Source organism: Polaromonas sp. P1_A2, from assembly GCF_056406895.1.
This window is the reverse complement of sequence record NZ_JBFTZI010000001.1, coordinates 14,055-34,803: the sequence shown is the minus strand read 5'-3', so window position 1 is coordinate 34,803 and position 20,749 is coordinate 14,055. Positions and strand designations below refer to the sequence as shown.

Genomic DNA, 20,749 nt, shown 5'->3' with positions numbered 1-20,749 from the left:
ACATGAAGCAGGGCCTCTCGCTCCGCGTCTCGCAGCATCTTGCGCTGACGCCCCAGCTGCAGCAGTCGATACGCCTGCTGCAGCTGTCCACGCTCGAGCTGAGCCAGGAAGTCGAGCAGATGCTCGACGAAAACCCGTTTCTCGAGGTGTCGGACGAAACCGCAGTGCGCGAGGAGTTCGGCCTGGAGCATGTCAACACGCCGGTCAGCCAGGACAGCCGCGAGTTTGAATCGGCCGCCGATGCAACGGCCGGCGGCGGCGCGGAAGACGCGGGCCTTTCAGCGGCCGGCGAGGCCGAGGTCAGCGCGGAACCCAAGCTCGAGGAAAGCTGGGAAGGCGACGGCACGGTGGAGACCACCCCCGACGACAGCGAATGGGGCAGCGATGCGCCTGCGCGCAAGAACAACAACGAGGAAAGCGAGGCCGAGGCCTCGGACCTCACGGGCGGCCATGAGTCGCTGCAAGACCATTTGCACCGCCAGTCGCTGGGCCTGCGCCTCTCAGAGGAAGACCGCGCGGCCCTGCATTTCCTGATCGAGTCGCTCAATGACGACGGTTACCTCGAAGACAGCCTGGCCTCGCTCGCGGCCGGCCTGGCCGGCGGCGACCTGGAACAGGCCGAGGACCTCGAGCAGCGTTTTGCCATGGCGCTCAAGCTGCTGCACCACATGGAGCCGGCCGGCGTGGGCGCGCGCAACCTGGCCGAATGCCTGGGCCTGCAGTTGCTCGACTGCAAGGACTGCGAGGAAACCCGCGCCGCCATTGCCGTGTGCAAGCATCCCATGGAGCTGCTGGCCAAACGCGACGTGAAGCGCCTGTCCTACCTGTGCGGGTTCACCGAAGCCGCCATCAAGGGCGCGATCGCCGTGATAGGCCGGCTGGACCCCAAACCCGGGCGCCGCTTCATCAACGTGGAACGCAACCTGATCGTGCCCGACGTCATCGTCGTGAAGTCGGGCCGGGGCTTCAAGGTCACGCTCAACGGCGACGTGATGCCGCGCCTGCGCGTGCACGACATCTACGCCAATGCCCTCAAGCAGCACAAGGGCCAGGACGGCCAGGCGCTGCAGCAACGCCTGCAGGAGGCGCGCTGGTTCATCAAGAACATCCAGCAGCGCTTTGACACCATACTGCGCGTGAGCAGCGCCATCGTCGAGCGGCAAAAGAGTTTCTTCACGCACGGCGAGCTCGCGATGCGCCCGCTGGTGCTGCGCGAAATCGCCGACGAACTGGGCCTGCACGAATCCACCATTTCACGCGTGACCACCGCCAAGTACATGGGCACGCCGTTCGGCACCTTTGAACTGAAGTATTTCTTCGGCTCCGCGCTGGGCACCGAAACCGGCGGCAACGCCTCGAGCACGGCGGTGCGCGCGCTGATCAAGCAGTTCGTCTCCTCCGAAAGCGCGAAAAAACCGCTCAGCGACAACCAGATTTCCGAGATGCTCAAGGAGCAGGGCATTGAATGTGCGCGCCGCACCGTGGCTAAATACCGTGAAGCCTTGCGCATCGCACCCGCAAATCTGCGTAAGTCTCTCTAAACCGCCTCATGAATCAACTCCAGTTATTTTTACCCTGCGCCGCGGGCGTCGAGGCCCTGCTGGCCGCCGAGGTGCAGCGCGTCACCGGCATCCAGGGCAAGGCCTGGCGCGCCGGCGTGCAATTGCAGGCCTCCTGGCGCGACGCGCTGCAGCTCAACCTGCACAGCCGCCTGGCGCAGCGTGTGCTCATCGAGCTGCAGCACAACCAGTACCGCGGCGAGCAGGACCTCTACAACGCCGCCGCCAACGTGGCCTGGGAGATCTGGTTCACGCCCAAACAGACCTTCAAGGTCGAGATCACCGCCCAGCACAGCCCGCTGACCAGCCTGAACTTCGCGGCGCTGAAGATCAAGGACGCGATCGCCGACCGCTTTCGCGCCAAGTTCGATGACGTGCGGCCCAGCGTCGACACGCGCTGGCCCGACGTGCGTGTCTATGTGCACCTGACGACGGACACCGTCACGATTTACATCGACACCTCGGGCGAGCCCCTCTTCAAGCGCGGCTGGCGCGAGGACAAGGGCGACGCGCCGCTGAAGGAAACCCTGGCCGCCGCGATGATTGCCGCCAGCGGCTGGGACCAGCTGTGCAAAACCGGTGTGCCGCTCTACGACCCCTGCTGCGGCTCGGGCACCATCGCCATCGAGGCCGCGCAGATCGCCTGCAACATCGCGCCCGGCATCAACCGGCGCTTTGCTTTCCAGAAGTATCTGCCCTTCCAGGGCCATGTGTGGGACGGCCTGCTGGACCAGGCCGAAGCCGCCATCACCGAGCCCACGGCACCGGTGTTCGGCAGTGACGTCTCTTTCCGCATGGTCGACTTCGCCGAGCGCAATGCCGAACGTGCCGGCGTGGCCAATGCGGTGGAATTCCGCGGCGGCGACGCGCTGCAGCGCATGCCGCCCGCGCCTTCGGGCGTGATGCTGGTGAACCCGCCTTATGGCGAGCGCATCGACGTCGCCGGTGTGGCCGGCATCACCGGCGTGCAAGGCCGCGACCAGCGCCGCCAGCAGGGCCGGGAAGTCCAGCACGACCACCGCAACCAGCCCATCGACGAGTTCGGCCAGCCCTTGGGGCCCGACAGCGGCGACACGCGTGAAGAGCCCGCTTTCGAGACCTCGCGCGACCGCTCGGCCAACCCGGGCCGTGAACAGGCGCAAAACGCCTGGGGCGAGGAAGCCGCCGACTTCTTTCCGCAGCTGGCCGCGCACTGGAAGAAAAATTACGCGGGCTGGACGGCCCACGTGCTGACGCCCGACCTCAAGCTGCCCGGCAAGATGCGCCTGAAGGAATCGCGCCGCGTGCCCATGTGGAACGGCCCCATCGAATGCCGGCTGTTTCGCTTCGACATGGTGGCCGGCTCCGCGCGCGGCAAGCCGGGCGCGGCGCGCGAGCCGGCGCCGTGACGGCAATGGCGCGCCAGCCCGTGGTGCTGGACACCAACATCGTCCTCGACCTGTTTGTCTTCAACGATGCGGCCGCGCAGCCGCTGAAGCAGGCGCTGCAAGCCGGCGAACTCGACTGGCTGGCCACTGCGCCCATGCGCGACGAACTCGCGCGTGTGCTGGCTTACCCGCAGATCGCGCCGCGCCTGGCGTTTTACCAGTTGAGCGCCGACGACGTGCTCGCGGCCTTTGACCGCCACGCCCGGCTGCTGGAGGCGGCGCCCAAGGCAAGCGTCACCTGCAGCGATGCCGACGACCAGAAATTCATAGACCTGGCGGTGGCGGCCAAAGCCCTGTTGTTAAGCAAGGACCAGGACGTGCTCTCCATGGCCAAACGGCTGGGCAGCCTCGGCGTCAAGGCGCAGAGCGCCCTGCGGGCTTAGCGGCAGCAGGCCTGTTCAGGCCGCCGCGACGCTGGCGCCCGAAACCGCAGCGCCGTCCGGCCCGGCCGGCGCCTGCATGGCGGCGCCATTGGCGCGAAAGCTGTGCGCGCTGGCCAGCGGCCAGTAGTAGCTGAACACGGTGTTCTGTTTTTCCAGCGAACCCAGCAGTGCGCCGGGCTCCACCCGCATGATGAGGTTGCTGAGCAGCCGCACCTCGGTGTCGGTCAGGCGGCGCACGATGTGGTGGGCGTTGACCTCTCGCGGGTGGCACAGGCCCGCGGCCTGCACCAGCTCCTGCAGCGCATGCAGCGTGCTGCGGTGGAAGTTGCGCACGCGCTCGGCCTTGTCGGGCACCACCAGGGCCTGCTGGCGCACCGGGTCCTGCGTGGTGACGCCGGTCGGGCACTTGCCGGTGTGGCAGCTTTGCGCCTGGATGCAGCCCAGCGCCATCATGAAGCCGCGCCCTGCGTTGCACCAGTCGGCGCCCAGCGCCATCAGCCGCACCATGTCGAAGGCGCTGACGACCTTGCCGGCCGCGCCTATGGAGATGCGGCTGCGCAGGTTCACGCCGATCAGCGTGTTGTGCACCAGCAGCAGGCCTTCCTGCAGCGGCGCGCCCACATGGTCGGTGAACTCCACCGGCGCAGCGCCCGTGCCGCCCTCGGCGCCGTCCACCACGATGAAGTCCGGCGTGATGCCGGTCTCCAGCATGGCCTTGACGATGGCGAACCACTCCCAGGGGTGGCCTATGCAAAACTTGAAGCCGGTCGGCTTGCCGCCCGAGAGCTTTCGCAGCCTGGCGATGAAATGCATCATTTCCACCGGGGTGGAAAACGCGCTGTGGCTGGAGGGCGAGATGCAGTCCTTGCCTTGCGGCACGCCGCGCGCGGCGGCGATCTCCGCGGTGACCTTGGGGCCGGGCAGTATGCCGCCGTGGCCGGGCTTGGCGCCCTGGCTCATCTTGATCTCGACCAGCTTGACCTGCGGGTCGCGCGCATTGGCGGCGAAACGCTCCTCGCTGAAGCTGCCGTCCTCGTTGCGGCAGCCGAAGTAGCCCGAGCCGATTTCCCAGATCAGGTCGCCGCCGTGCAGCCGGTGGTGCTGCGAGATCGAGCCTTCCCCCGTGTCATGCGCGAAGCCGCCCAGCTTGGCACCCTTGTTGAGCGCCATGATGGCGTTGGCCGAGAGCGAGCCGAAGCTCAGCGCCGAGATGTTGAAGACGCTGGCATGGTAGGGCTGGGTGCAGGGCTCGACCGAGGGCGAGGGATGCTCGGGCGAGCCGCCTATCCAGACGCGGAAGTCGTGCGAAGCCAGTTTGGTCGGCGACATCGAATGATTGACCCATTCATAACCCTGCGCGCCCACGTCGAGCTGCGTGCCGAAGGGCCGGTTGTCGGGCTCGCCCTTGGCGCGCTGGTAGACCAGCGTGCGCTGGGCACGCGAAAACGGCGTGGCCTCGCTGTCGCTTTCAATGAAGTACTGGCGCATCTCGGGCCGTATGAACTCGAACAGAAAGCGCATATGGCCTATGACCGGGTAGTTGCGCAACACCGCGTGCCGGGTTTGCCGCAAGTCGTGCACCCCCACGCCAACCAGCGCGATACACGCCAGCAGGGCCAGCAGGGTCAACCGGCCCACGCCGAAGACCGCCAGGCTGAGCAGCGCCAGCAGCACGCCCAGCGCGCACAAGGCCATGAAGGAGTAACGAACCGGGAACCGGGCATCCAGACGCTGGAGGAACATGGTGGCGCTTCCGTGGGGGAGGGGCAGAATAACCGCGATGCGGCAGATACACTTTGCATCATAAGAGCCTCGCGTGAGGCTCAGGACTGTTTTTCATGAAGCCCACCCCCAAATCCGCCATACCCTCAACGCCCGCGCCGGAGCCGGCTTTCCTTGAAGCCGAGGACTTTGACGCGCTCGACGCCATCCTCGACGACTTGCGCACCCGCTACGACGAGACGCCGCAGTGGGAGTTTTGCGAAGGTTTTATGGCCGCCGTGATCTGCTCGCGCCGGCCTATCGCCGCCGACGAATACCTGCCCGTGCTGCTGGCCGTGCCCGCCGAGGGCGAGGCGCCGGACCCGGAAGGCGGCTCCTTCGCGGACGATGGCCAACGTGAGCGCTTCCTCACGCTGTGGAACCAGCGCTGGCAGGAAGTCGCCGTCGCGCTGGATTCGGAAGTCGATTCGCTGGAAGACGACAACTGCTACCACCCCGAGGTGATGGACATACGCGGCGCCGTGGCCGAGATGGCGCCCGAGGAACGCGCGGCCTTCAAGCGCGAGGACCTTCCCGCATTTGCGCAGGTCTGGGCGCTGGGTTTTATGTTCGCGGTCGAAAGCTGGCCCGACGAATGGATGGCGCCGCGCGACAAGGACGCCGCCAAATGGCTGGACGGCGCGCTGCAAGCCGTGGTGGCCATGACCGAGGACGACACGGCCGCGCCCGAAGTTTCACCGCTGAGCGAAAACGGCGCGCCCAGCACCAGCATCGCCCGGCTCAATGCTTTTGGCGAGGCCATCTGGGCGGTGTACGACCTGCGCGAGCTGTGGAAGACGCTGGGGCCCAAAGTGGAGACGGTGCGCGCCCAGGCCACGCCGGGGCGCAATGACCTCTGCCACTGCGGCAGCGGGAAAAAATACAAGAAGTGCCACGGCGCGGGCTGAGGTTTCCCCGCTGCGGTCAAGGCTCCAGCGACAGCAGCAGCTTCTCCACAATCGCATGCGCGTAGCGGCTCGCCACTTCCTCGACAAAGCGCGGGAAATCCACATGCGCGCTGTCGTCCGCGCGGTCCGAGATGGTGCGCACGGCCGCAAAGGGTACACCGTAGTCGTGGCACACCTGCGCCACAGCCGCACCCTCCATCTCGACCGCGAGCACCTCATGGCCCGCGCCCGTGAGCGCGGCATGCAGGCCTCGCGACTCGCCGGCGCCTGAGACAAAACGGTCGCCGCTGGCGATCAGCCCCTGGTGCACGCGCGCGCCCGGGAAGGCCGCGCTGGCGCCGCCATCACCGAGCGCCGCCGAGGCCGCGCTGAACAGCAGTGCCGTGAGCGCCGCGTCGCCCTCAAAACGGCTGCGGCCGTACAGCGGCACCTCGTAGCGCGGAAACAGTGGCGAGGCATCGAAGTCGTGCTGCACAAAATCGCTGGCCACCACGACGTCGCCCACATTCACGCCGGCACCCAGGCCGCCGGCCACGCCGGTGAAGACCATGCGGCGCACGCCAAAGCGTTCGATCAGCGCGGTTGCCGTGGTGGCCGCCGCCACTTTGCCGATTTTCGACAAGGCCAGCACCACCGGCCGACCATGCAAGTCGCCCAGCCAGAAGTCGCGGCCGGCGTGCCTGACCTTGTGCGGCTGGTGCAGCAACTCCATGAGGCCTTGCTGCTCCTGCAACAGGGCGCTGAGGATGGCGATCGGGGCGGCGGAGGAAATCGGCATGAAGGGATTGTGCCCAGAAGGCATGGACGCAAAAAAGGGCGACTTGCGCCGCCCCTTAGAAAACCTTTGCAGGCTCTAAAACTGTTTACCGATAAGTTATTTTTTATCTCGCAGCTCGCGCCGCAGAATCTTGCCGACCGGTGTCTTGGGCAGCTCGGTGCGGAACTCCACCACCTTGGGCTGCTTGTAGCCGGTCAGGTTGGTCTTGCAGTATTCGCGCACCTGGGCTTCGGTGAGGTCCGGGTTTTTCTTGACGATCACCAGCTTGACGGCTTCGCCGGACTTGTCGTCGGCCACGCCCACGCAGGCGCATTCCATCACGCCGGCCAGCTTGGCCACCACGTCCTCGATCTCGTTGGGGTAGACGTTGAAGCCGCTCACCAGGATCATGTCCTTCTTGCGGTCGACGATCCTGAAGAAGCCGTTTTCATCCAGCACGCCGATGTCGCCAGACTTGAAGTAGCCGTCGGGCGTCATGACCTTGGCGGTTTCGTCGGGGCGCTGCCAGTAGCCGGCCATGACCTGCGGGCCCTTGATGGCGATCTCGCCGGGCTGGCCCTGCGGCACTTCGTTGCCGTCATCGTCGAGCAGCTTGAACCAGGTGCCGGGAATCGGCACACCTATGGTGCCGGTGAAGGCCTTGCTGTTGGTCGGGTTGCAGCTGGCCGAGGGCGAGGTCTCGGACAGGCCGTAGCCCTCGCAGATTGGGCAGCCGGTTTTTTCGAGCCACAGTTTGGCGACAGCGCTTTGCACGGCCATGCCGCCGCCCAGCGAGATCTTCAGGTGCGACCAGTCCACCGTATTGAAGTCCGGGTGGTTGGCCAGGCCGTTGAACAGCGTGTTGACGGCCGGGAAGCTGTTGACCTTGTGCTTGGAGAGTTCCTTGAGCACCGCGGGCAGGTCGCGCGGATTGGGGATCAGGATGTTCTTGCCGCCGGTGCGCATGCCCAGCATCATGTTCACGGTGAAGGCGAAGATGTGGTACAGCGGCAGCGCGCAGACATAGGTAGGCTGGTTGCCGGCCTGCATGCTGGCCATGGCCGGGCCGTTCCAGGCTTCGGACTGCAGCACGTTGGCGATCACATTGCGGTGCAGCAGCACCGCGCCCTTGGACACGCCGGTGGTGCCGCCGGTGTATTGCAGCACGGCCACGTCGTCGGGCTTGATGTCGGGGCGCTTGAGCGTCAGGCGCGTGCCCTGGGCCACGGCGTCATTGAAGCGCACGGCGCCCGGCAGGTTGAAAGCCGGCACCATCTTCTTGACGTTGCGCACCACGTAGTTGACCAGCGCGCCCTTGAGCATGCCCAGCTGGTCGCCCATGGCGCACAGCACCACGTGCTTGACCGGGGTGGCGGCGATGCACTGCTCCAGCGTGTTGGCGAAGTTCTCGATGATGACGATGGCCTTGGAACCCGAATCCTTGAGCTGGTGCTCGAGTTCGCGCGGCGTGTACAGCGGATTGACGTTGACCACCACATAACCTGCGCGCAGGATGGCCGCCACAGCCACGGGGTATTGCGGCACGTTGGGCATCATGATGGCGACGCGGTCGCCCTTGGTCAGGCCCAGGCTTTGCAGGTAGGCACCGAAGGCCAGCGAAAGGCTGTCGGTCTGGCCGAAAGTGACGTCCTTGCCCATGAAGCTGTAAGCGACGCGGCTGCCGTGCTTTTTGAAGCTTTCTTCCATCAAGGCCACCAGCGACGGGTACTGCGACGCGTCGATGTCGGTGGGAACGCCCGGCGGGTAGGCCTTGAGCCATGGGCGGTCAATGGTCGCTGCATTCATGTTTGTCTTCTCCATTACGTTTTGCTTACAGCCATGGATTCTCACGGCCTGCCCTCTTCGTGGCTATTGCGTTTTCCCTAGGAAACCCGGGAAATCAGAAGGGAAGCCCCTCTAAAGTGGATAGTCCCGCGGCGCACGGCCGCGGGCAAACTCCCAGTCCGCGCTTATTCGATGGCCTTGCCCATGTCCTCGATCACCTTTTTGGCATCGCCGAACACCATCATGGTTTTGTCCATGTAGAAGAGTTCGTTGTCCAGGCCCGCGTAGCCGGCCGCCATGGAGCGCTTGTTGACGATGACCGTCTTGGCCTTGTAGGCCTCCAGGATGGGCATGCCGTAGATGGGGCTGCCCTTGACGTGCGCGGCGGGGTTCACCACGTCGTTGGCGCCCAGGATGATGGCCACGTCGGCCTGGCCGAACTCGGCGTTGATGTCTTCCATTTCATGCACCTGGTCGTAGGGCACTTCGGCCTCGGCCAGCAGCACGTTCATGTGGCCCGGCATGCGGCCGGCCACCGGGTGGATGGCGTACTTGACGTTGACGCCCTTGTCGATGAGCTTTTGCGCCAGTTCCTTGACCGAATGCTGCGCGCGCGCCACCGCCAGGCCGTAGCCCGGCACGATGATCACGGTTTCGGCATTGCCCAGGATGAAGGCGGCGTCGTCGGCCGAGCCCGACTTGACGGGCCGCTGCTCCTTGGCGCCCGCGGCGGCCGCGCCGGCCTCGCCGCCGAAGCCGCCCAGGATCACGTTGAAGAAGGAGCGGTTCATCGCCTTGCACATGATGTACGAGAGGATGGCACCCGAGGAGCCGACCAGCGAGCCGGCGATGATCAGCATGGAGTTGTTCAGCGAAAAACCGATGCCGGCCGCGGCCCAGCCCGAGTAGCTGTTAAGCATGGACACCACCACCGGCATGTCGGCGCCGCCGATAGGGATGATGATGAGCACGCCCATCACGAAGCTCAGCGCCAGCATCGCGAAAAAGGCGGGCCAGCTGCCCGTGAACATGAACACCAGCCCCAGGCCTATGGTCAGCAGGCCCAGGACCAGGTTCAGCTTGTGCTGGCCGGCGAACTGCACCGGCGCACCCTGGAACAGGCGGAATTTGTAGGTGCCCGACAGTTTGCCGAAGGCGATCACCGAGCCGCTGAAGGTGATGGCGCCAATGGCGGCACCCAGGAACAGCTCCAGGCGGTTGCCGGTGGGAATGGCGCTGCCCTTGGCCGCAATGCCAAAGGCATAGGGCTCAGCCACGGCGGCCACGGCGATAAAGACCGCGGCCAGACCGATCATGCTGTGGAAGAAGGCCACCAGCTCGGGCATCTTGGTCATCTCGACCGTCTTGGCGCGCCAGGCGCCATAGCCCCCGCCGACCACCAGGCCCAGCAGGACATAGCCCATGCCCAGAGCCTTGCCGCCCGAGATCTCGACGATCAGCGCGGCCGTGGTCAGCGCGGCAATGGCCATGCCCACCATGCCGAACAGGTTGCCGCGTATCGAGCTGGTGGGATGCGACAGGCCCTTGAGCGCCTGAATAAAACAAACAGAGGCCACCAGGTACAGCAGCGTGACGAGGTTCATGCTCATTTGGCGGCTCCTTCAGCGGGCGCGGCGGCCTTCTTTTCTTTTTTGCGGAACATCTCCAGCATGCGGCGCGTCACCAGAAAGCCGCCGAAGATATTGACGGCCGCCAGCGCCACGGCCAGCACGCCCATGGTTTTGCCCAGCGGCGTTTCGGTCAGCGCGGCTGCGAGCATGGCGCCCACGATCACGATGGCCGAGATCGCGTTGGTCACCGCCATCAGCGGCGTGTGCAGGGCCGGCGTGACGGTCCACACCACGTGGTAGCCCACGTAGATGGCCAGTACAAAAATAATCAGGTTGATGATGGTGGGGGAAACTGCTTCCATGATCGCCTATTGAGAGGTTGATGAAGTAACACGGGGAGTGGCAAAGGCCAGGGGTGGGAGGGCCATGTTGCCGCTCATGGAGTAGACGCTGCCCTTGACGGCCGCGGCCAGCTGGCGCGCCCACACAAACTGGCCGGGTTTCAGGTACGCCGGAAGGCTTGAAGCTTCTTCGCCCTGCAAACCCAGAAAGCCCGGCACCACCAGCAGATTCACGTGCATGCTGGTGCCGCCGGAGCTGCCTACCGTCACGCCGATGGCTTGCAAGGCCGGCGGCACGGCCATGCCGCTGTTTTCCATGGCACTCAGCACCTCGGGCATGGCACGCTTGAGATAGAGCTCCGCCTTCAAAGGGATTGACGCGCGGATGCATTCGAGCGCATTGGGATCTTTCGTCAGGTTCAGGGCATGGACATTCTGGTTGCTCGTGCAGGTATTGACCCAGTTGACACGCAGCCCCCCGCCCTTCGACGAGTCCACATAAAGAATGGCCATCACGCGGCCGCCCGAGATGAAGGCAAACGAACGGGTTTCGGTAGGCAGCGCACCCCCCGTGCCATTGCCGTCCACTTTGTCTTGTCCGTCGCTGGTCGTCAGCGCTTTCCAGTTTCCCTCCGGCAGCTCGATGTTGGCCCTGCCCACCTTGACGGTTTCGGCATGCGCAGGCAATGCAGCCATTGCGGCTGCCAGCATCACCAGCGAAAGCAGCCTGCCGGTCATTTTTTCTTCACCTCGCCGCCCTGCGTCATCAGGCAGGCCGCGACGATGTCGTCTTCCAGGTCGACCTTGAGCTCACCCTCTTTGGTGATGATGAGCTTGAGGAAGTCGAGCAGGTTGCGCGCATAAAGCGCGCTGGCGTCGGCCGCGACCAGCGCCGGCACATTGGTTTCGCCGATCAAGGTCACACCGTGCTTGACCACGGTCTTGCCGGCTTCGGTCAGCGGGCAGTTGCCGCCCTGCGGCGCGGCCAGGTCGACGATCACGCTGCCGGGCTTCATGGCCTTGACCATCTCTTCGGTCACCAGCACCGGTGCCGCGCGACCCGGGATCAGTGCCGTGGTGATGACCACGTCGGCCTGCGCCACGCGTTTGGCGACCTCGGCCTTTTGCCGCTCCAGCCAGCTGGGCGGCATGGGCTTGGCATAACCGCCCACGCCGACGGCGGCTTCGCGCTCTTCGTCGGTTTCATAGGGCACGTCGATGAACTTGCCGCCCAGCGATTCGACCTGCTCCTTCACGCTGGGGCGCACGTCGCTGGCCTCAATCACCGCGCCCAGGCGCTTGGCCGTGGCGATGGCCTGCAGGCCGGCAACGCCGACGCCCAGGATCACCACGCGCGCGGCCTTGACCGTGCCGGCCGCCGTCATCAGCATGGGGAAAAAGCGCTGGTAGCGGTCGGCGGCCATCATCACGGCCTTGTAGCCGGCGATATTGGCCTGCGAGGACAGCACGTCCATGCTTTGCGCGCGGCTGGTGCGCGGCGCGGCTTCAAGGGCAAAGGCGGTCAGCTTGCCGGCGGCCAGGCGCTGCAGGCCGGCCGCATCGAAAGGATTGAGCATGCCGACCAGCACGCCGCCGGCTTTGGCCAAGCCCATTTCGCTGTCCAGCGGGCAGCGCACCTTGAGCACGATGTCGGCGCCGTAGGCGCCCGCCGCGTCGGTGATCTCGGCGCCGACGGCCGTGTAGGCCTCGTCGGGAACGCTGGCGGCGACGCCGGCGCCCGACTGCACACGGACGGTGTGCCCCTGGGCCTTGAGTTTTTTGGCCGTCTCGGGCGTGATGGCGACGCGTGTTTCTCCGGCCGTGATTTCGGCGGGTACCCCAATCAGCATGGGTCTCTCCTCAGTACGTTGGTATGGGCTTGGTGGACATCAGCCCGTGGATGGGCTTGTGCGTGATCTGTCTTCTGCGTGTCTGTATTTGTACCTGTCATGAAGCTTACATGAGATTTTTGCGATTTTTTGTCAGGGCAGTCTATAGTTTTTGCGTGACCGGGGGGCGCCCGAAAAAAAGCCCCGCCAGCCGCCATGCGGCCGACGGGGCTTTCTCAGCCTGTCTTGCCTTGGACTACTTGGCCGTTGGCATCACGAATTCGGCACCTTTGCCAATGCTTTCGGGCCAGCGCTGCATGATGGATTTCTGCTTGGTGTAAAAGCGCACGCCCTCTTCGCCATAGGCGTGCATATCGCCAAAGAGGCTCTTTTTCCAGCCGCCGAAGCCGTGCCAGGCCATGGGCACGGGAATGGGCACATTGATGCCGACCATGCCGACCTGGATGCGGCGGCTGAATTCGCGCGCCACATGGCCGTCGCGGGTAAAGCAGCTCACACCATTGCCGAACTCATGGGCGTTGATGAGCTCCACCGCCTCGGCGAAATCCTTCACGCGCACGCAGCCCAGCACCGGGCCGAAGATCTCTTCCTTGTAGATGCGCATGCCGGGCGTGACGTGGTCGAACAGCGTGCCGCCCATCCAGAAGCCCTTGTCGCAGCCGGCGCCGGCCTGCGCGCCCTTGAAGCCGCGGCCGTCAACCAGCAGCTTTGCGCCTTCCTTCACGCCGGTGTCTATATAGCCGGTGATGCGCTGGTGCGCGGCCGCGGTGACGATGGGGCCCATCTCAGCGTCGAGCTCCACGCCGTTCTTGACCACCAGCGTTTTGGCGCGCGCCTCCAGCATGGGCACCAGCTTGTCGGCCACATTGCCGACCAGCACCGCCACCGAGATCGCCATGCAGCGCTCGCCGGCCGAGCCGTAGCCCGCGCCTACCAGCGCGTCCACTGCCTGCTCGAGGTCGGCGTCGGGCATGACCACCATGTGGTTCTTCGCGCCGCCCAGGGCCTGCACGCGCTTGCCGTGGCGGGCGCCGGTTTCATAGATGTAGTTGGCAATCGGCGTGGAGCCGACAAAAGACACGGCCTTGACGTCCGGGTGCACCAGCAGCGCGTCGACCGCCTCCTTGTCGCCCTGTACCACGTTGAAGACGCCGTCGGGCAGGCCCGCCTGCTTGAGCAGGTCGGCCATGAACAGGCTGGGGCTGGGGTCTATGGGGCTGGGCTTGAGCACAAAACAGTTGCCGGCGGCAATCGCCACCGGGAACATCCACATTGGCACCATCACCGGGAAGTTGAAAGGCGTGATGCCGGCCACCACGCCCAGGGGCTGGCGCAGCGTCCAGTTGTCGATGCCGGTGCTGACCTGGTCGGTGAAATCGCCCTTGAGCAGCTGCGGGATGCCGCAGGCGAATTCCACGATATCGATGCCGCGCGAAACCTCGCCCTGCGCATCGGTGAAGACCTTGCCGTGCTCGGCGGTGATCATGTGGGCCAGCTTGTCCTTGTTCTGGTTGAGCAGCTCCAGGAACTTGAACAGCACGCGCGCGCGGCGCAGCGGCGGCGTGTCGGCCCAGGCCGGGAAGGCCGCCTGCGCGGACGCCACGGCGGCGTCGACCTCGGCCGTGCTGGCCAGCGCGACGTGGCCCGACACCGCGCCGGTCGCGGGGTTGAAGACCTCCTGGCTGCGGCCCGAGGTCGGTGCGGCGACGCGGCCGTTGAGGTAGTGGCCAATGGTGGCCTGGGGAGCGGCGGCGGGTGATAAAGACATGGGGAAATCCTCTGGAGGTGGCCTGGCGGCCGGCGGGAGCCCGAAAGGGGCGGCCTGCTGGCAGTCTAGGCCTGCAGGGCCGGATTGATAACTCCCTCATTTGTGATTACATTGTTCATATTCCTGAACAATCGAGGGCTGGGGCGATCCGGCGCCCGCACCATGTCTTCCGACCAGCTCTCCCCTCTTGTGGCCGACCTGCACCTGCTGACGGTGCTGGCGGCCACCCGCAGCTTCACCGAGACGGCGCGCCGCCTGGGCGTCTCCAAGGCTTCGGCCAGCATGCGCATCAGCGAGCTGGAGCGCGCCGCCGGCGTGATGTTGGTGCGGCGCACCACACGCTCGGTGGGCCTGACCGAAGCCGGCCAGCAGCTGGTCAACGGCATGCAGCCGGCCTTTGCCCGCATCAGCGAAAGCTATTCGGCCGTGAAAGACCTGGTGGGCACGCCGCGCGGGCTGATACGCGTGACGGCGCCGGTGGCACTGGGGCGCCAGCACCTGGCGCCCTGCGTGGCGGCCTTCCTCAAGCGCTTTCCCGAAATCCACATTGAGCTCGAGCTGACCGACCGCTTCGTGAACCTAGCCAACGAGGGCTTCGACCTGGCGATACGCCATACCAACACGCCGCCCGACACCCATGTGGCCTGGGTGCTGTGCGAAACGCGCTCCATCCTGCTGGCCAGCCCCGATTACCTGGCGCGGCGCGGCGTGCCCACCCAGCCCGCGGAACTCGCGGGCCACGACTGCCTGCTCTACCTGGGCAACCACAACACGGCCAGCTGGACCTTTATGCGCAACGGCAAACGCAAGTCGCGCGAGCAGGTCGGCGTCAGCATCAGCGGCACGCTCAAGGCCAACAACAGCGAGGTGCTGCGCGAAGCGCTGGTGGCCGGCCTGGGCATAGGGCTGCTGCCGGACTTCAGCGTGCCCCCGGGTGTCGGCCAGCAGGCGCCCCTGGTCCATGTGCTGCCCGACTGGCAGGTGCAGGGCTTCTTCGGCGAGCGTATCTATGCCCTGAGGCCCTGGTCGGCCCAGGTGCCCAAGGCCGTGCAGTGCTTTGTCGAGCACCTGCGCGAGAGTTTTGCCCGCGGCTTCGGCGCCGCGCAGCCGGCGCCGGCACAGCGACAAGCTGGCGAGGAAAAACACCCGGAAGCACTGTCACGCGCGCCACGGATAATCAAAGCATGAACAATCGATGGAAGCCCAGCGTCACGGTCGCTGCGGTCATAGAAAAAATAATCGACGGCGTCCCCAGGTTCCTGCTGGTGGAGGAGGAGACCCGGGACGGCCTCAAGCTCAACAACCCCGCCGGCCACCTGGACCCAGGCGAAAGCCCGGTTCAGGCTTGCGCCCGCGAAACGCTGGAGGAGGCCGCCTGGCACTTCAAGCCGACGGCCATCGTCGGCGTCTACCTGTCGCGCTTCGAGCGCGCCGTGCCCGGCCAGGACCAGCCGCTGGACATCACCTATTTGCGCTTCGCGTTTTGCGGCGAGCTCGGCGAGCACGTGCCCGGCCAGGCGCTGGACGAAGGCATTGTGCGCACCGTCTGGCTGACGGCCGACGAGATCCGGGCCAGCGTGCCCATGCACCGCAGCCCCCTGCTGCTGACCTGCCTGGAAGACTACCTGGCCGGCAAACGCTACCCGCTGGAGCTGGTGACCACGGATGCCAGCGTGCATGCACCCCTGGGCCAGGGCGGGGCTCAGTAAAAAATCCGCTGCGCCACGGGCGGCGGCGCCCACTGGTACAGCCAGGTTTCCGTCAAGGGCTGGCCGTCGACCTGCAAATGCATGCGCAGGTTGATGGGTGCCGTGCTCTCGCCCTCGGGGCGCAGGTCGAACATGGCGCGCCAGCCCTTGATGGCGTCCAGCGGCCGGGCCGAGGTCAATTCAAGCGTGCCGCGCGAGGCGGTGATCACGGCCTTGACCGGGGCCCCGGCTTTCAGCAGCGCAAGGTCGCCGCCCGCAAAATCAACCGCAAAGCGCCGTGAGTAGGCGGTGCGCTTTTGCCCGACCACGCCGCCCAGGCCGGTGCGTGTGGCCACGCAGCGCGCCAGCGGCCCTTGCGCGGCGGGCGGCTGGCCGCCCCAGTGCAGCCTGTAGGAAAACAGCAGTTCCTGCCCCGCCTGCGGCTTGTCCTTGGGGTTCCAGAAGGCCACGATGTTGTCAAAGGTTTCGTCCACGGTCGGGATCTCCACCAGCTGCACCGCGCCCGCGCCCCAGCCCGCCTTGGGCTCGACCCACAGGCTGGGGCGCTTTTCGTAGAACACGCCGTCGTCCTGGTAGTGGTCAAAGTTCCGGTCGCGCTGCATCAGGCCGAAACCGCGCGGGTTGTCGTCCTGGAAGGCGTTGAACTGCAGTTGCGCCGGGTTGGTCAAGGGGCGCCACAGCCATTCGCCCGTGCCGCTGTGCATGGCCAGGCCGTCGGTGTCGTGGATTTCGCCGCGCCAGTCCCAGCCCATGCGCCTGTCGTTTTCGCCGGTCTGGAACATGCTGGTGCACGGCGCGATGCCCAGGCGGTCTATGGTCTTGCGCGGGTACAGCGCCACGTCCAGGTCCATGATTTGCGTGTCGCCCGGCGTGATCACAAAGCGGTAGGCGCCGCTGACGCTCGGCGAGTCCAGCAGCGCGTAGACGGTCAGTGAAGCCGCGTTTGGGTCCGGTTTTTCGAGCCAGTAGCCGATGAAATCCGGAAACTCCTCCGGGAAGGTTTGCGCCGTGTCGACGGCCAGGCCCCGTGCCGACTGGCCGTACTGCCATTCGCCGCCCACCGCGCGAAAGTAGCTGGCGCCCAGGAAGGCCGCCACGTCGCGCACCGGGTCGGTGTGGAAATTGAGGCGAAAGCCGGCAAAACCGAGGTCGGCGGGCAGTTGCTCGCCCCGCACGCCGCTTTTCCCGTAGTCGAACATGGCCGGGTCATAGGCCAGTTCCTGGGCCTGGCCGTTGCTCACTTCGTGCATGCGCACCGGCGTCTTGAAATACAGGCCGAGGTGGAAAAATTTGGCCACAAACCGCAGCTTGTCATCGCCCCACAAGGCATGGTCGTCCCGAAAGCGGATGGCCTGGTGCTGGTCCCAGTTCAGGTCCGCAATACCGGACGGCAAGGCCACGGCCCGGCTCCGGTAGGGTTTGGCGGCCAGGTCGCGCGCCTGGCCCTTGAGCGCCGCGTAGTCGAAGGCCTGGGCCTTGCCCACGGGTTTGAGGCCCGCGGCCTGGGCCAGCGACGAAAGCCATGGCAGCCCGGCGGCCATGCCGGCAGCCGCGGCGGCACGACCGGTGCGGAAAAGAAATTGACGTCTTTGCAAAGTGGCAGCTCCTGCAAGAAAGGGCTTTCCATTGTGCTGGAAACATGCGCGGCGACGCGCCGCGGCCCTCGACATTAGTCCGAATGGCTCAGCAAACCCGGTGATTTTCCCCTGGCGGGCGCCCGCCTTTGGCCTACAGCCGTAGGGCCGGCAGGGCCGTAAGGCCCGAAGCCGGCGCAAAAGCCTTCGCCTTTTTACAATGGGGCCATGGGCAACCCGCAAATCAACACACACAGCCACGGCGGCAAGCGGCAACGCATCGTCGTCGGCCTGAGCGGCGGGGTGGACTCCGCGGTGACGGCGCACCTGCTCAAACAGCAGGGCCACGAGGTCATAGGCATCTTCATGAAGAACTGGGAAGATGACGACGACAGCGAGTATTGCTCGTCCAACATCGATTTTGTCGACGCCGCCGCGGTGGCCGACGTCATCGGCATAGAAATAGAACACGTCAATTTCGCGGCCGACTACAAGGACCGCGTGTTCGCCGAATTCCTGCGCGAATACCAGGCCGGCCGCACGCCCAACCCCGACATCCTGTGCAACGCCGAGATCAAGTTCAAGGCCTTCCTGGACCACGCCATGCGCCTGGGTGCCGAAAAAATCGCCACCGGCCACTATGCGAGAGTCCGCAGGAATGAAGCCACCGGCCTGCACGAACTGCTCAAGGGCCTGGACCCGGCCAAGGACCAGAGCTATTTCCTGCACCGCCTGAACCAGGCGCAGCTGTCAAAGACACTGTTCCCGGTGGGCGAGCTGCACAAGACCGAGGTTCGCCGCATCGCCGACGAGATCGGCCTGCCCAATGCGAAGAAAAAAGACTCGACCGGCATCTGCTTTATCGGCGAGCGCCCCTTCCGCGATTTCCTGAACCGCTACATCGCCAAGGCGCCCGGCCCGATCAAAAACGACAAGGGCCGCGTGCTCGGCGAACATGTGGGACTGTCCTTCTACACGCTGGGCCAGCGCCAGGGCCTGGGCATAGGCGGCGTCAAAGCCAGGGGCGCCGACCTCAAGGCCGCGCAGGCGCGCGGGCTGCGCGGCGTGGGCGAGCACGAACCCTGGTTTGTCGCGCGCAAGGACCTCGAGACGAACACGCTGTGGGTGGTGCAGGGCCATGACCATCCCTGGCTGCAATCGACGGTGCTGACGGCGCAGGACTGCAGCTGGGTGGCCGGCAGCGCGCCCGTGCCCGGCGCCATGGCCGCCAAGGCGCGCTACCGGCAGGCCGACGCGGCCTGCGAGCTGCGCCAGGTCTCCAGCGACAGCTGCGAGCTGGCCTTTGCCGATGCGCAGTGGGCGGTCACGCCCGGGCAGTCGGCCGTGCTTTACCAGGGCGAGGTCTGCCTGGGCGGCGGCGTGATCACCGCCAGCAATGTGCAGAACCAGCCCGCGGCCACGCCGCCCCACGCTGGCGCGGCGCGTCACAGCGCCGTTTCGACGTAGGTGTAGATGTAGTTGGAGCCGCCGTTGACGTTGCCCAGCAGGCGCGACGAGCCAAAAATGCCCGAGCGGTGCGACACGCCGAAGCCGATATAGGTTTCCTTGAGCGGCCGGTAGCCGATCAAATCACCCAGGCTCACGTCCAGGGTCGGGTCCAGGAAGTTGAGCATGCGCGAGGCCGGCTTGCCGTTGGCCGCCAGGCTGGAAGACTCGATGTAAGGGGCGCGTTGCGCCATCGACACCCCCACGCCCAGGCCCAGCCGGGTCTTCACGCGGCCGCTCCAGGGGAAGCCCGAGTACACGGCCTTCATGAACAGATCGAGCTGCACGCCGTTGGCCTGCAGGCCGCGCTCGTTGTGCTGCGTCAGGCCCACATAGCCGATGAAGTCCAGCGGCCAGCCGTTCACGTTGTTGAGGAAAGGCTTGCCGACCTGGATGCCGGTGATGCTGGTGGCATTGGTCTTGGCCGTCGACAGGCACTGCGCCGTGATGATCTTGGCCAGGTGGCAGCCGTCCTCGGTGGACTTGCCGTACAGCACCTTGAAGTAGGTGGGCGTGTCGTTCTCGGCCCATTCGCGCTTGTGGCCGCCGAAGTCGTAGGCCGCGCCCACATACACCGCGGGCAGCACGCTTTTTTGCACGATGGGGCTGTCCTTGACCTTGTTGCCCAGGAAGGTCGCCGACACGCCGGCCAGCAGGCGCCAGCGCTCCGTCAGGTCGTAAGAACCGTAAAGCCCCAGGGAAGTCTGCACACCCGCGCCCGGTGCATAGGCGGGACGGCTGGCCGTGGCCTCGCCGGCCTGCACCCCGTAGTAATAGTTGTTGAGCTTGGCATCGCGAAACGCCACCGTCAGGCTGGGGCGCAGCATCCAGGGGCCGGAGCGCCAGTCATAGGTGTAGCCCAGGCGAAATTCATTGCCCTTGTAGGTATTGCCAATGTCGTGCACCAGCTCGGCCTGCAGCGTGCCCCAGGGCTGGCGCCAGCGGTAGGCCAGGCCCAGGTCGATGGCGGAATCGCGTGCCGACATGCCGGCCAGGCTGGCCGGCAGGCGCTCGGTGGGAAAGCCTTCCAGGCGCTGCTCCACAAAAAGGTCCAGCCGCCGCTCGTCGCCGTTGAGCAGCTTCACGCCGCCGCGGTTGGCATGCAGGAACAGCCGCTCGCCTTCGTAAAGGTAGAGCGGCAGCAGGTCGTAGCGGCTGCCCGCGTCCTTGTAGGGCGAGCGCTCGACGCGCATCACCATGCCGAGCCCGGCGCTGCCCGTGGCCGGAAGAATGTCGGTAATCGGCTCGACGTTGCCGCCGGCCAGGGCAGTCGCGGCCGCGCACAGCCCGCCCAGCGCAAGGGCGAAACCGCGCAGGATGCCGCGCGGCAAAGAGAGCAAAGGGAGACGGTTCATCATTTTTTTAAAGGTGTTGGATGCCGGCCGTGCCCGGGCAGGCGTGGCAAACACCCTCGATGCTATCCACGAACAATGCATTTCCCCCGGCCGATTTGTAAGAAAACAGGCACAGATCGGATAGGCCGATGTCTTCATGCGGGGCTTTACCCTCACACGCCGGCTCACACGTACACTGCCTATCGTCGGGTCTCCATTCACTCAACGGAGACTGTTATGCCCAAATTCGTGATCGAACGTGCCATCCCCGGACTCGGCGCCCTCAAGCCAGCCGAGCTGCACTCCATTTCCCAGAAATCGTGCGGCGTGCTGCGCGAACTCGGCCCCGAGGTGCAGTGGGTGCAAAGCTACCTGACGGGAGGCAAGATGTACTGCGTCTACAACGCCGCCAGCGAGGAACTCGTGAGGGAACATGCGCGCAGGGGCGGCTTCCCGGCGGACTCCGTCGCGCGGGTCACCGGCGTCATAGACCCCACCACCGCCGAAGCCTGAGGC

The 20,749-nt window shown here is 65.8% G+C and carries 18 protein-coding genes; 8 read left to right on the top strand and 10 right to left on the bottom strand.

Annotated elements, in window-relative coordinates; genetic code table 11:
- Positions 1–2: 2 nt before the first annotated feature.
- Genes AC1D09_RS00150 through AC1D09_RS00140 form a run of 3 tightly spaced genes read left to right on the top strand, consistent with a single transcriptional unit; the run spans position 3 to position 3,369 of the window.
- Entirely contained in the window at positions 3–1,541 is a 1,539-nt protein-coding gene (locus AC1D09_RS00150; protein WP_477662894.1) for an RNA polymerase factor sigma-54, read from the top strand.
- A gap of 8 nt (positions 1,542–1,549) precedes the next feature.
- Positions 1,550–2,947: a THUMP domain-containing class I SAM-dependent RNA methyltransferase gene (locus AC1D09_RS00145; RefSeq protein ID WP_477662895.1), complete on the top strand. Its 1,398-nt coding sequence runs from the start codon at positions 1,550–1,552 to the stop codon at positions 2,945–2,947.
- Positions 2,948–2,952: 5 nt separating this feature from the next.
- Positions 2,953–3,369, top strand: coding sequence for a putative toxin-antitoxin system toxin component, PIN family (locus AC1D09_RS00140; protein WP_477662939.1), 417 nt, complete (start codon positions 2,953–2,955; stop codon positions 3,367–3,369).
- Positions 3,370–3,384: 15 nt separating this feature from the next.
- Here AC1D09_RS00140 and AC1D09_RS00135 read toward each other — a convergent pair whose 3' ends face one another.
- Entirely contained in the window at positions 3,385–5,112 is a 1,728-nt protein-coding gene (locus tag AC1D09_RS00135; RefSeq protein WP_477662896.1) for an FMN-binding glutamate synthase family protein, read from the bottom strand.
- Positions 5,113–5,207: 95 nt separating this feature from the next.
- On the opposite strand from AC1D09_RS00135, the gene AC1D09_RS00130 reads away from it, so the two are divergent.
- A complete protein-coding gene (locus AC1D09_RS00130) occupies positions 5,208–6,038 on the top strand; it encodes a YecA/YgfB family protein (RefSeq protein ID WP_477662897.1) in 831 nt (276 codons plus the stop codon).
- Positions 6,039–6,054: 16 nt separating this feature from the next.
- Here the strand turns inward: AC1D09_RS00130 and AC1D09_RS00125 are convergent, their stop codons facing one another.
- The 7 genes from AC1D09_RS00125 to AC1D09_RS00095 all read right to left on the bottom strand — a co-directional run bounded on the left by AC1D09_RS00125 (position 6,055) and on the right by AC1D09_RS00095 (position 14,110).
- Complete coding sequence (locus AC1D09_RS00125; RefSeq protein WP_477662898.1) at positions 6,055–6,816, bottom strand: 5'-methylthioadenosine/adenosylhomocysteine nucleosidase; 762 nt, start codon at positions 6,814–6,816, stop codon at positions 6,055–6,057.
- A gap of 96 nt (positions 6,817–6,912) precedes the next feature.
- Entirely contained in the window at positions 6,913–8,601 is a 1,689-nt protein-coding gene (locus AC1D09_RS00120; RefSeq protein WP_477662899.1) for a long-chain-fatty-acid--CoA ligase, read from the bottom strand.
- A 164-nt stretch (positions 8,602–8,765) separates the two neighbouring features.
- Positions 8,766–10,190, bottom strand: coding sequence for an NAD(P)(+) transhydrogenase (Re/Si-specific) subunit beta (locus tag AC1D09_RS00115; RefSeq protein WP_477662900.1), 1,425 nt, complete (start codon positions 10,188–10,190; stop codon positions 8,766–8,768).
- Positions 10,187–10,513, bottom strand: a complete 327-nt coding sequence (locus AC1D09_RS00110) for an NAD(P) transhydrogenase subunit alpha part 2 (RefSeq protein ID WP_074580127.1) — start codon at positions 10,511–10,513, stop codon at positions 10,187–10,189. Before AC1D09_RS00110 ends, AC1D09_RS00115 begins: the two co-directional genes overlap by 4 nt.
- Before the next feature lie 6 nt (positions 10,514–10,519).
- Positions 10,520–11,230: a hypothetical protein gene (locus AC1D09_RS00105; RefSeq protein ID WP_477662901.1), complete on the bottom strand. Its 711-nt coding sequence runs from the start codon at positions 11,228–11,230 to the stop codon at positions 10,520–10,522.
- Positions 11,227–12,342, bottom strand: coding sequence for a Re/Si-specific NAD(P)(+) transhydrogenase subunit alpha (locus tag AC1D09_RS00100; RefSeq protein WP_477662902.1), 1,116 nt, complete (start codon positions 12,340–12,342; stop codon positions 11,227–11,229). The genes AC1D09_RS00105 and AC1D09_RS00100 overlap by 4 nt, the downstream gene beginning before the upstream one ends.
- A 235-nt stretch (positions 12,343–12,577) precedes the next feature.
- On the bottom strand, positions 12,578–14,110 hold the full coding sequence (locus tag AC1D09_RS00095; protein ID WP_477662903.1) for a CoA-acylating methylmalonate-semialdehyde dehydrogenase: 1,533 nt from the start codon (positions 14,108–14,110) through the stop codon (positions 12,578–12,580).
- A 162-nt stretch (positions 14,111–14,272) separates the two neighbouring features.
- On the opposite strand from AC1D09_RS00095, the gene AC1D09_RS00090 reads away from it, so the two are divergent.
- A complete protein-coding gene (locus AC1D09_RS00090) occupies positions 14,273–15,298 on the top strand; it encodes a LysR family transcriptional regulator (RefSeq protein ID WP_477662904.1) in 1,026 nt (341 codons plus the stop codon).
- The gene (locus AC1D09_RS00085; RefSeq protein WP_477662905.1) at positions 15,295–15,819 is read left to right on the top strand and encodes an NUDIX hydrolase; all 525 of its coding nucleotides are present in this window, start codon (positions 15,295–15,297) and stop codon (positions 15,817–15,819) included. Before AC1D09_RS00090 ends, AC1D09_RS00085 begins: the two co-directional genes overlap by 4 nt.
- On the opposite strand, the gene AC1D09_RS00080 is transcribed toward AC1D09_RS00085, so the two are convergent.
- Positions 15,813–17,360: an OpgD/OpgG family glucan biosynthesis protein gene (locus tag AC1D09_RS00080; protein ID WP_477662940.1), complete on the bottom strand. Its 1,548-nt coding sequence runs from the start codon at positions 17,358–17,360 to the stop codon at positions 15,813–15,815. The two genes, AC1D09_RS00085 and AC1D09_RS00080, sit on opposite strands and share 7 nt — an antisense overlap.
- A 261-nt stretch (positions 17,361–17,621) precedes the next feature.
- Here AC1D09_RS00080 and mnmA point away from each other — a divergent pair, with 261 nt between their 5' ends.
- On the top strand, positions 17,622–18,860 hold the full coding sequence (gene mnmA, locus AC1D09_RS00075) for a tRNA 2-thiouridine(34) synthase MnmA (protein WP_477662906.1): 1,239 nt from the start codon (positions 17,622–17,624) through the stop codon (positions 18,858–18,860).
- Here the strand turns inward: mnmA and AC1D09_RS00070 are convergent.
- On the bottom strand, positions 18,839–20,254 hold the full coding sequence (locus AC1D09_RS00070) for a MipA/OmpV family protein (RefSeq protein WP_477662907.1): 1,416 nt from the start codon (positions 20,252–20,254) through the stop codon (positions 18,839–18,841). The genes mnmA and AC1D09_RS00070 overlap by 22 nt on opposite strands.
- Positions 20,255–20,470: 216 nt before the next feature.
- On the opposite strand from AC1D09_RS00070, the gene AC1D09_RS00065 reads away from it, so the two are divergent.
- Positions 20,471–20,746 (top strand): DUF4242 domain-containing protein, encoded by a 276-nt coding sequence (locus AC1D09_RS00065; RefSeq protein ID WP_477662908.1) that lies wholly within the window; start codon positions 20,471–20,473, stop codon positions 20,744–20,746.
- Positions 20,747–20,749: the final 3 nt, after the last annotated feature.

Coding starts and splice junctions, on each gene's coding strand:
- AC1D09_RS00150 (WP_477662894.1), top strand. CDS start 3: ATGAAGCAGGGCCTCTCGCTCCGCGTCTCGCAGCATCTTGCGCTGACG.
- AC1D09_RS00145 (WP_477662895.1), top strand. CDS start 1,550: ATGAATCAACTCCAGTTATTTTTACCCTGCGCCGCGGGCGTCGAGGCC.
- AC1D09_RS00140 (WP_477662939.1), top strand. CDS start 2,953: ATGGCGCGCCAGCCCGTGGTGCTGGACACCAACATCGTCCTCGACCTG.
- AC1D09_RS00135 (WP_477662896.1), bottom strand. CDS start 5,112: ATGTTCCTCCAGCGTCTGGATGCCCGGTTCCCGGTTCGTTACTCCTTC.
- AC1D09_RS00130 (WP_477662897.1), top strand. CDS start 5,208: ATGAAGCCCACCCCCAAATCCGCCATACCCTCAACGCCCGCGCCGGAG.
- AC1D09_RS00125 (WP_477662898.1), bottom strand. CDS start 6,816: ATGCCGATTTCCTCCGCCGCCCCGATCGCCATCCTCAGCGCCCTGTTG.
- AC1D09_RS00120 (WP_477662899.1), bottom strand. CDS start 8,601: ATGAATGCAGCGACCATTGACCGCCCATGGCTCAAGGCCTACCCGCCG.
- AC1D09_RS00115 (WP_477662900.1), bottom strand. CDS start 10,190: ATGAGCATGAACCTCGTCACGCTGCTGTACCTGGTGGCCTCTGTTTGT.
- AC1D09_RS00110 (WP_074580127.1), bottom strand. CDS start 10,513: ATGGAAGCAGTTTCCCCCACCATCATCAACCTGATTATTTTTGTACTG.
- AC1D09_RS00105 (WP_477662901.1), bottom strand. CDS start 11,230: ATGACCGGCAGGCTGCTTTCGCTGGTGATGCTGGCAGCCGCAATGGCT.
- AC1D09_RS00100 (WP_477662902.1), bottom strand. CDS start 12,342: ATGCTGATTGGGGTACCCGCCGAAATCACGGCCGGAGAAACACGCGTC.
- AC1D09_RS00095 (WP_477662903.1), bottom strand. CDS start 14,110: ATGTCTTTATCACCCGCCGCCGCTCCCCAGGCCACCATTGGCCACTAC.
- AC1D09_RS00090 (WP_477662904.1), top strand. CDS start 14,273: ATGTCTTCCGACCAGCTCTCCCCTCTTGTGGCCGACCTGCACCTGCTG.
- AC1D09_RS00085 (WP_477662905.1), top strand. CDS start 15,295: ATGAACAATCGATGGAAGCCCAGCGTCACGGTCGCTGCGGTCATAGAA.
- AC1D09_RS00080 (WP_477662940.1), bottom strand. CDS start 17,360: ATGGCCGCCGGGCTGCCATGGCTTTCGTCGCTGGCCCAGGCCGCGGGC.
- mnmA (WP_477662906.1), top strand. CDS start 17,622: ATGGGCAACCCGCAAATCAACACACACAGCCACGGCGGCAAGCGGCAA.
- AC1D09_RS00070 (WP_477662907.1), bottom strand. CDS start 20,254: ATGAACCGTCTCCCTTTGCTCTCTTTGCCGCGCGGCATCCTGCGCGGT.
- AC1D09_RS00065 (WP_477662908.1), top strand. CDS start 20,471: ATGCCCAAATTCGTGATCGAACGTGCCATCCCCGGACTCGGCGCCCTC.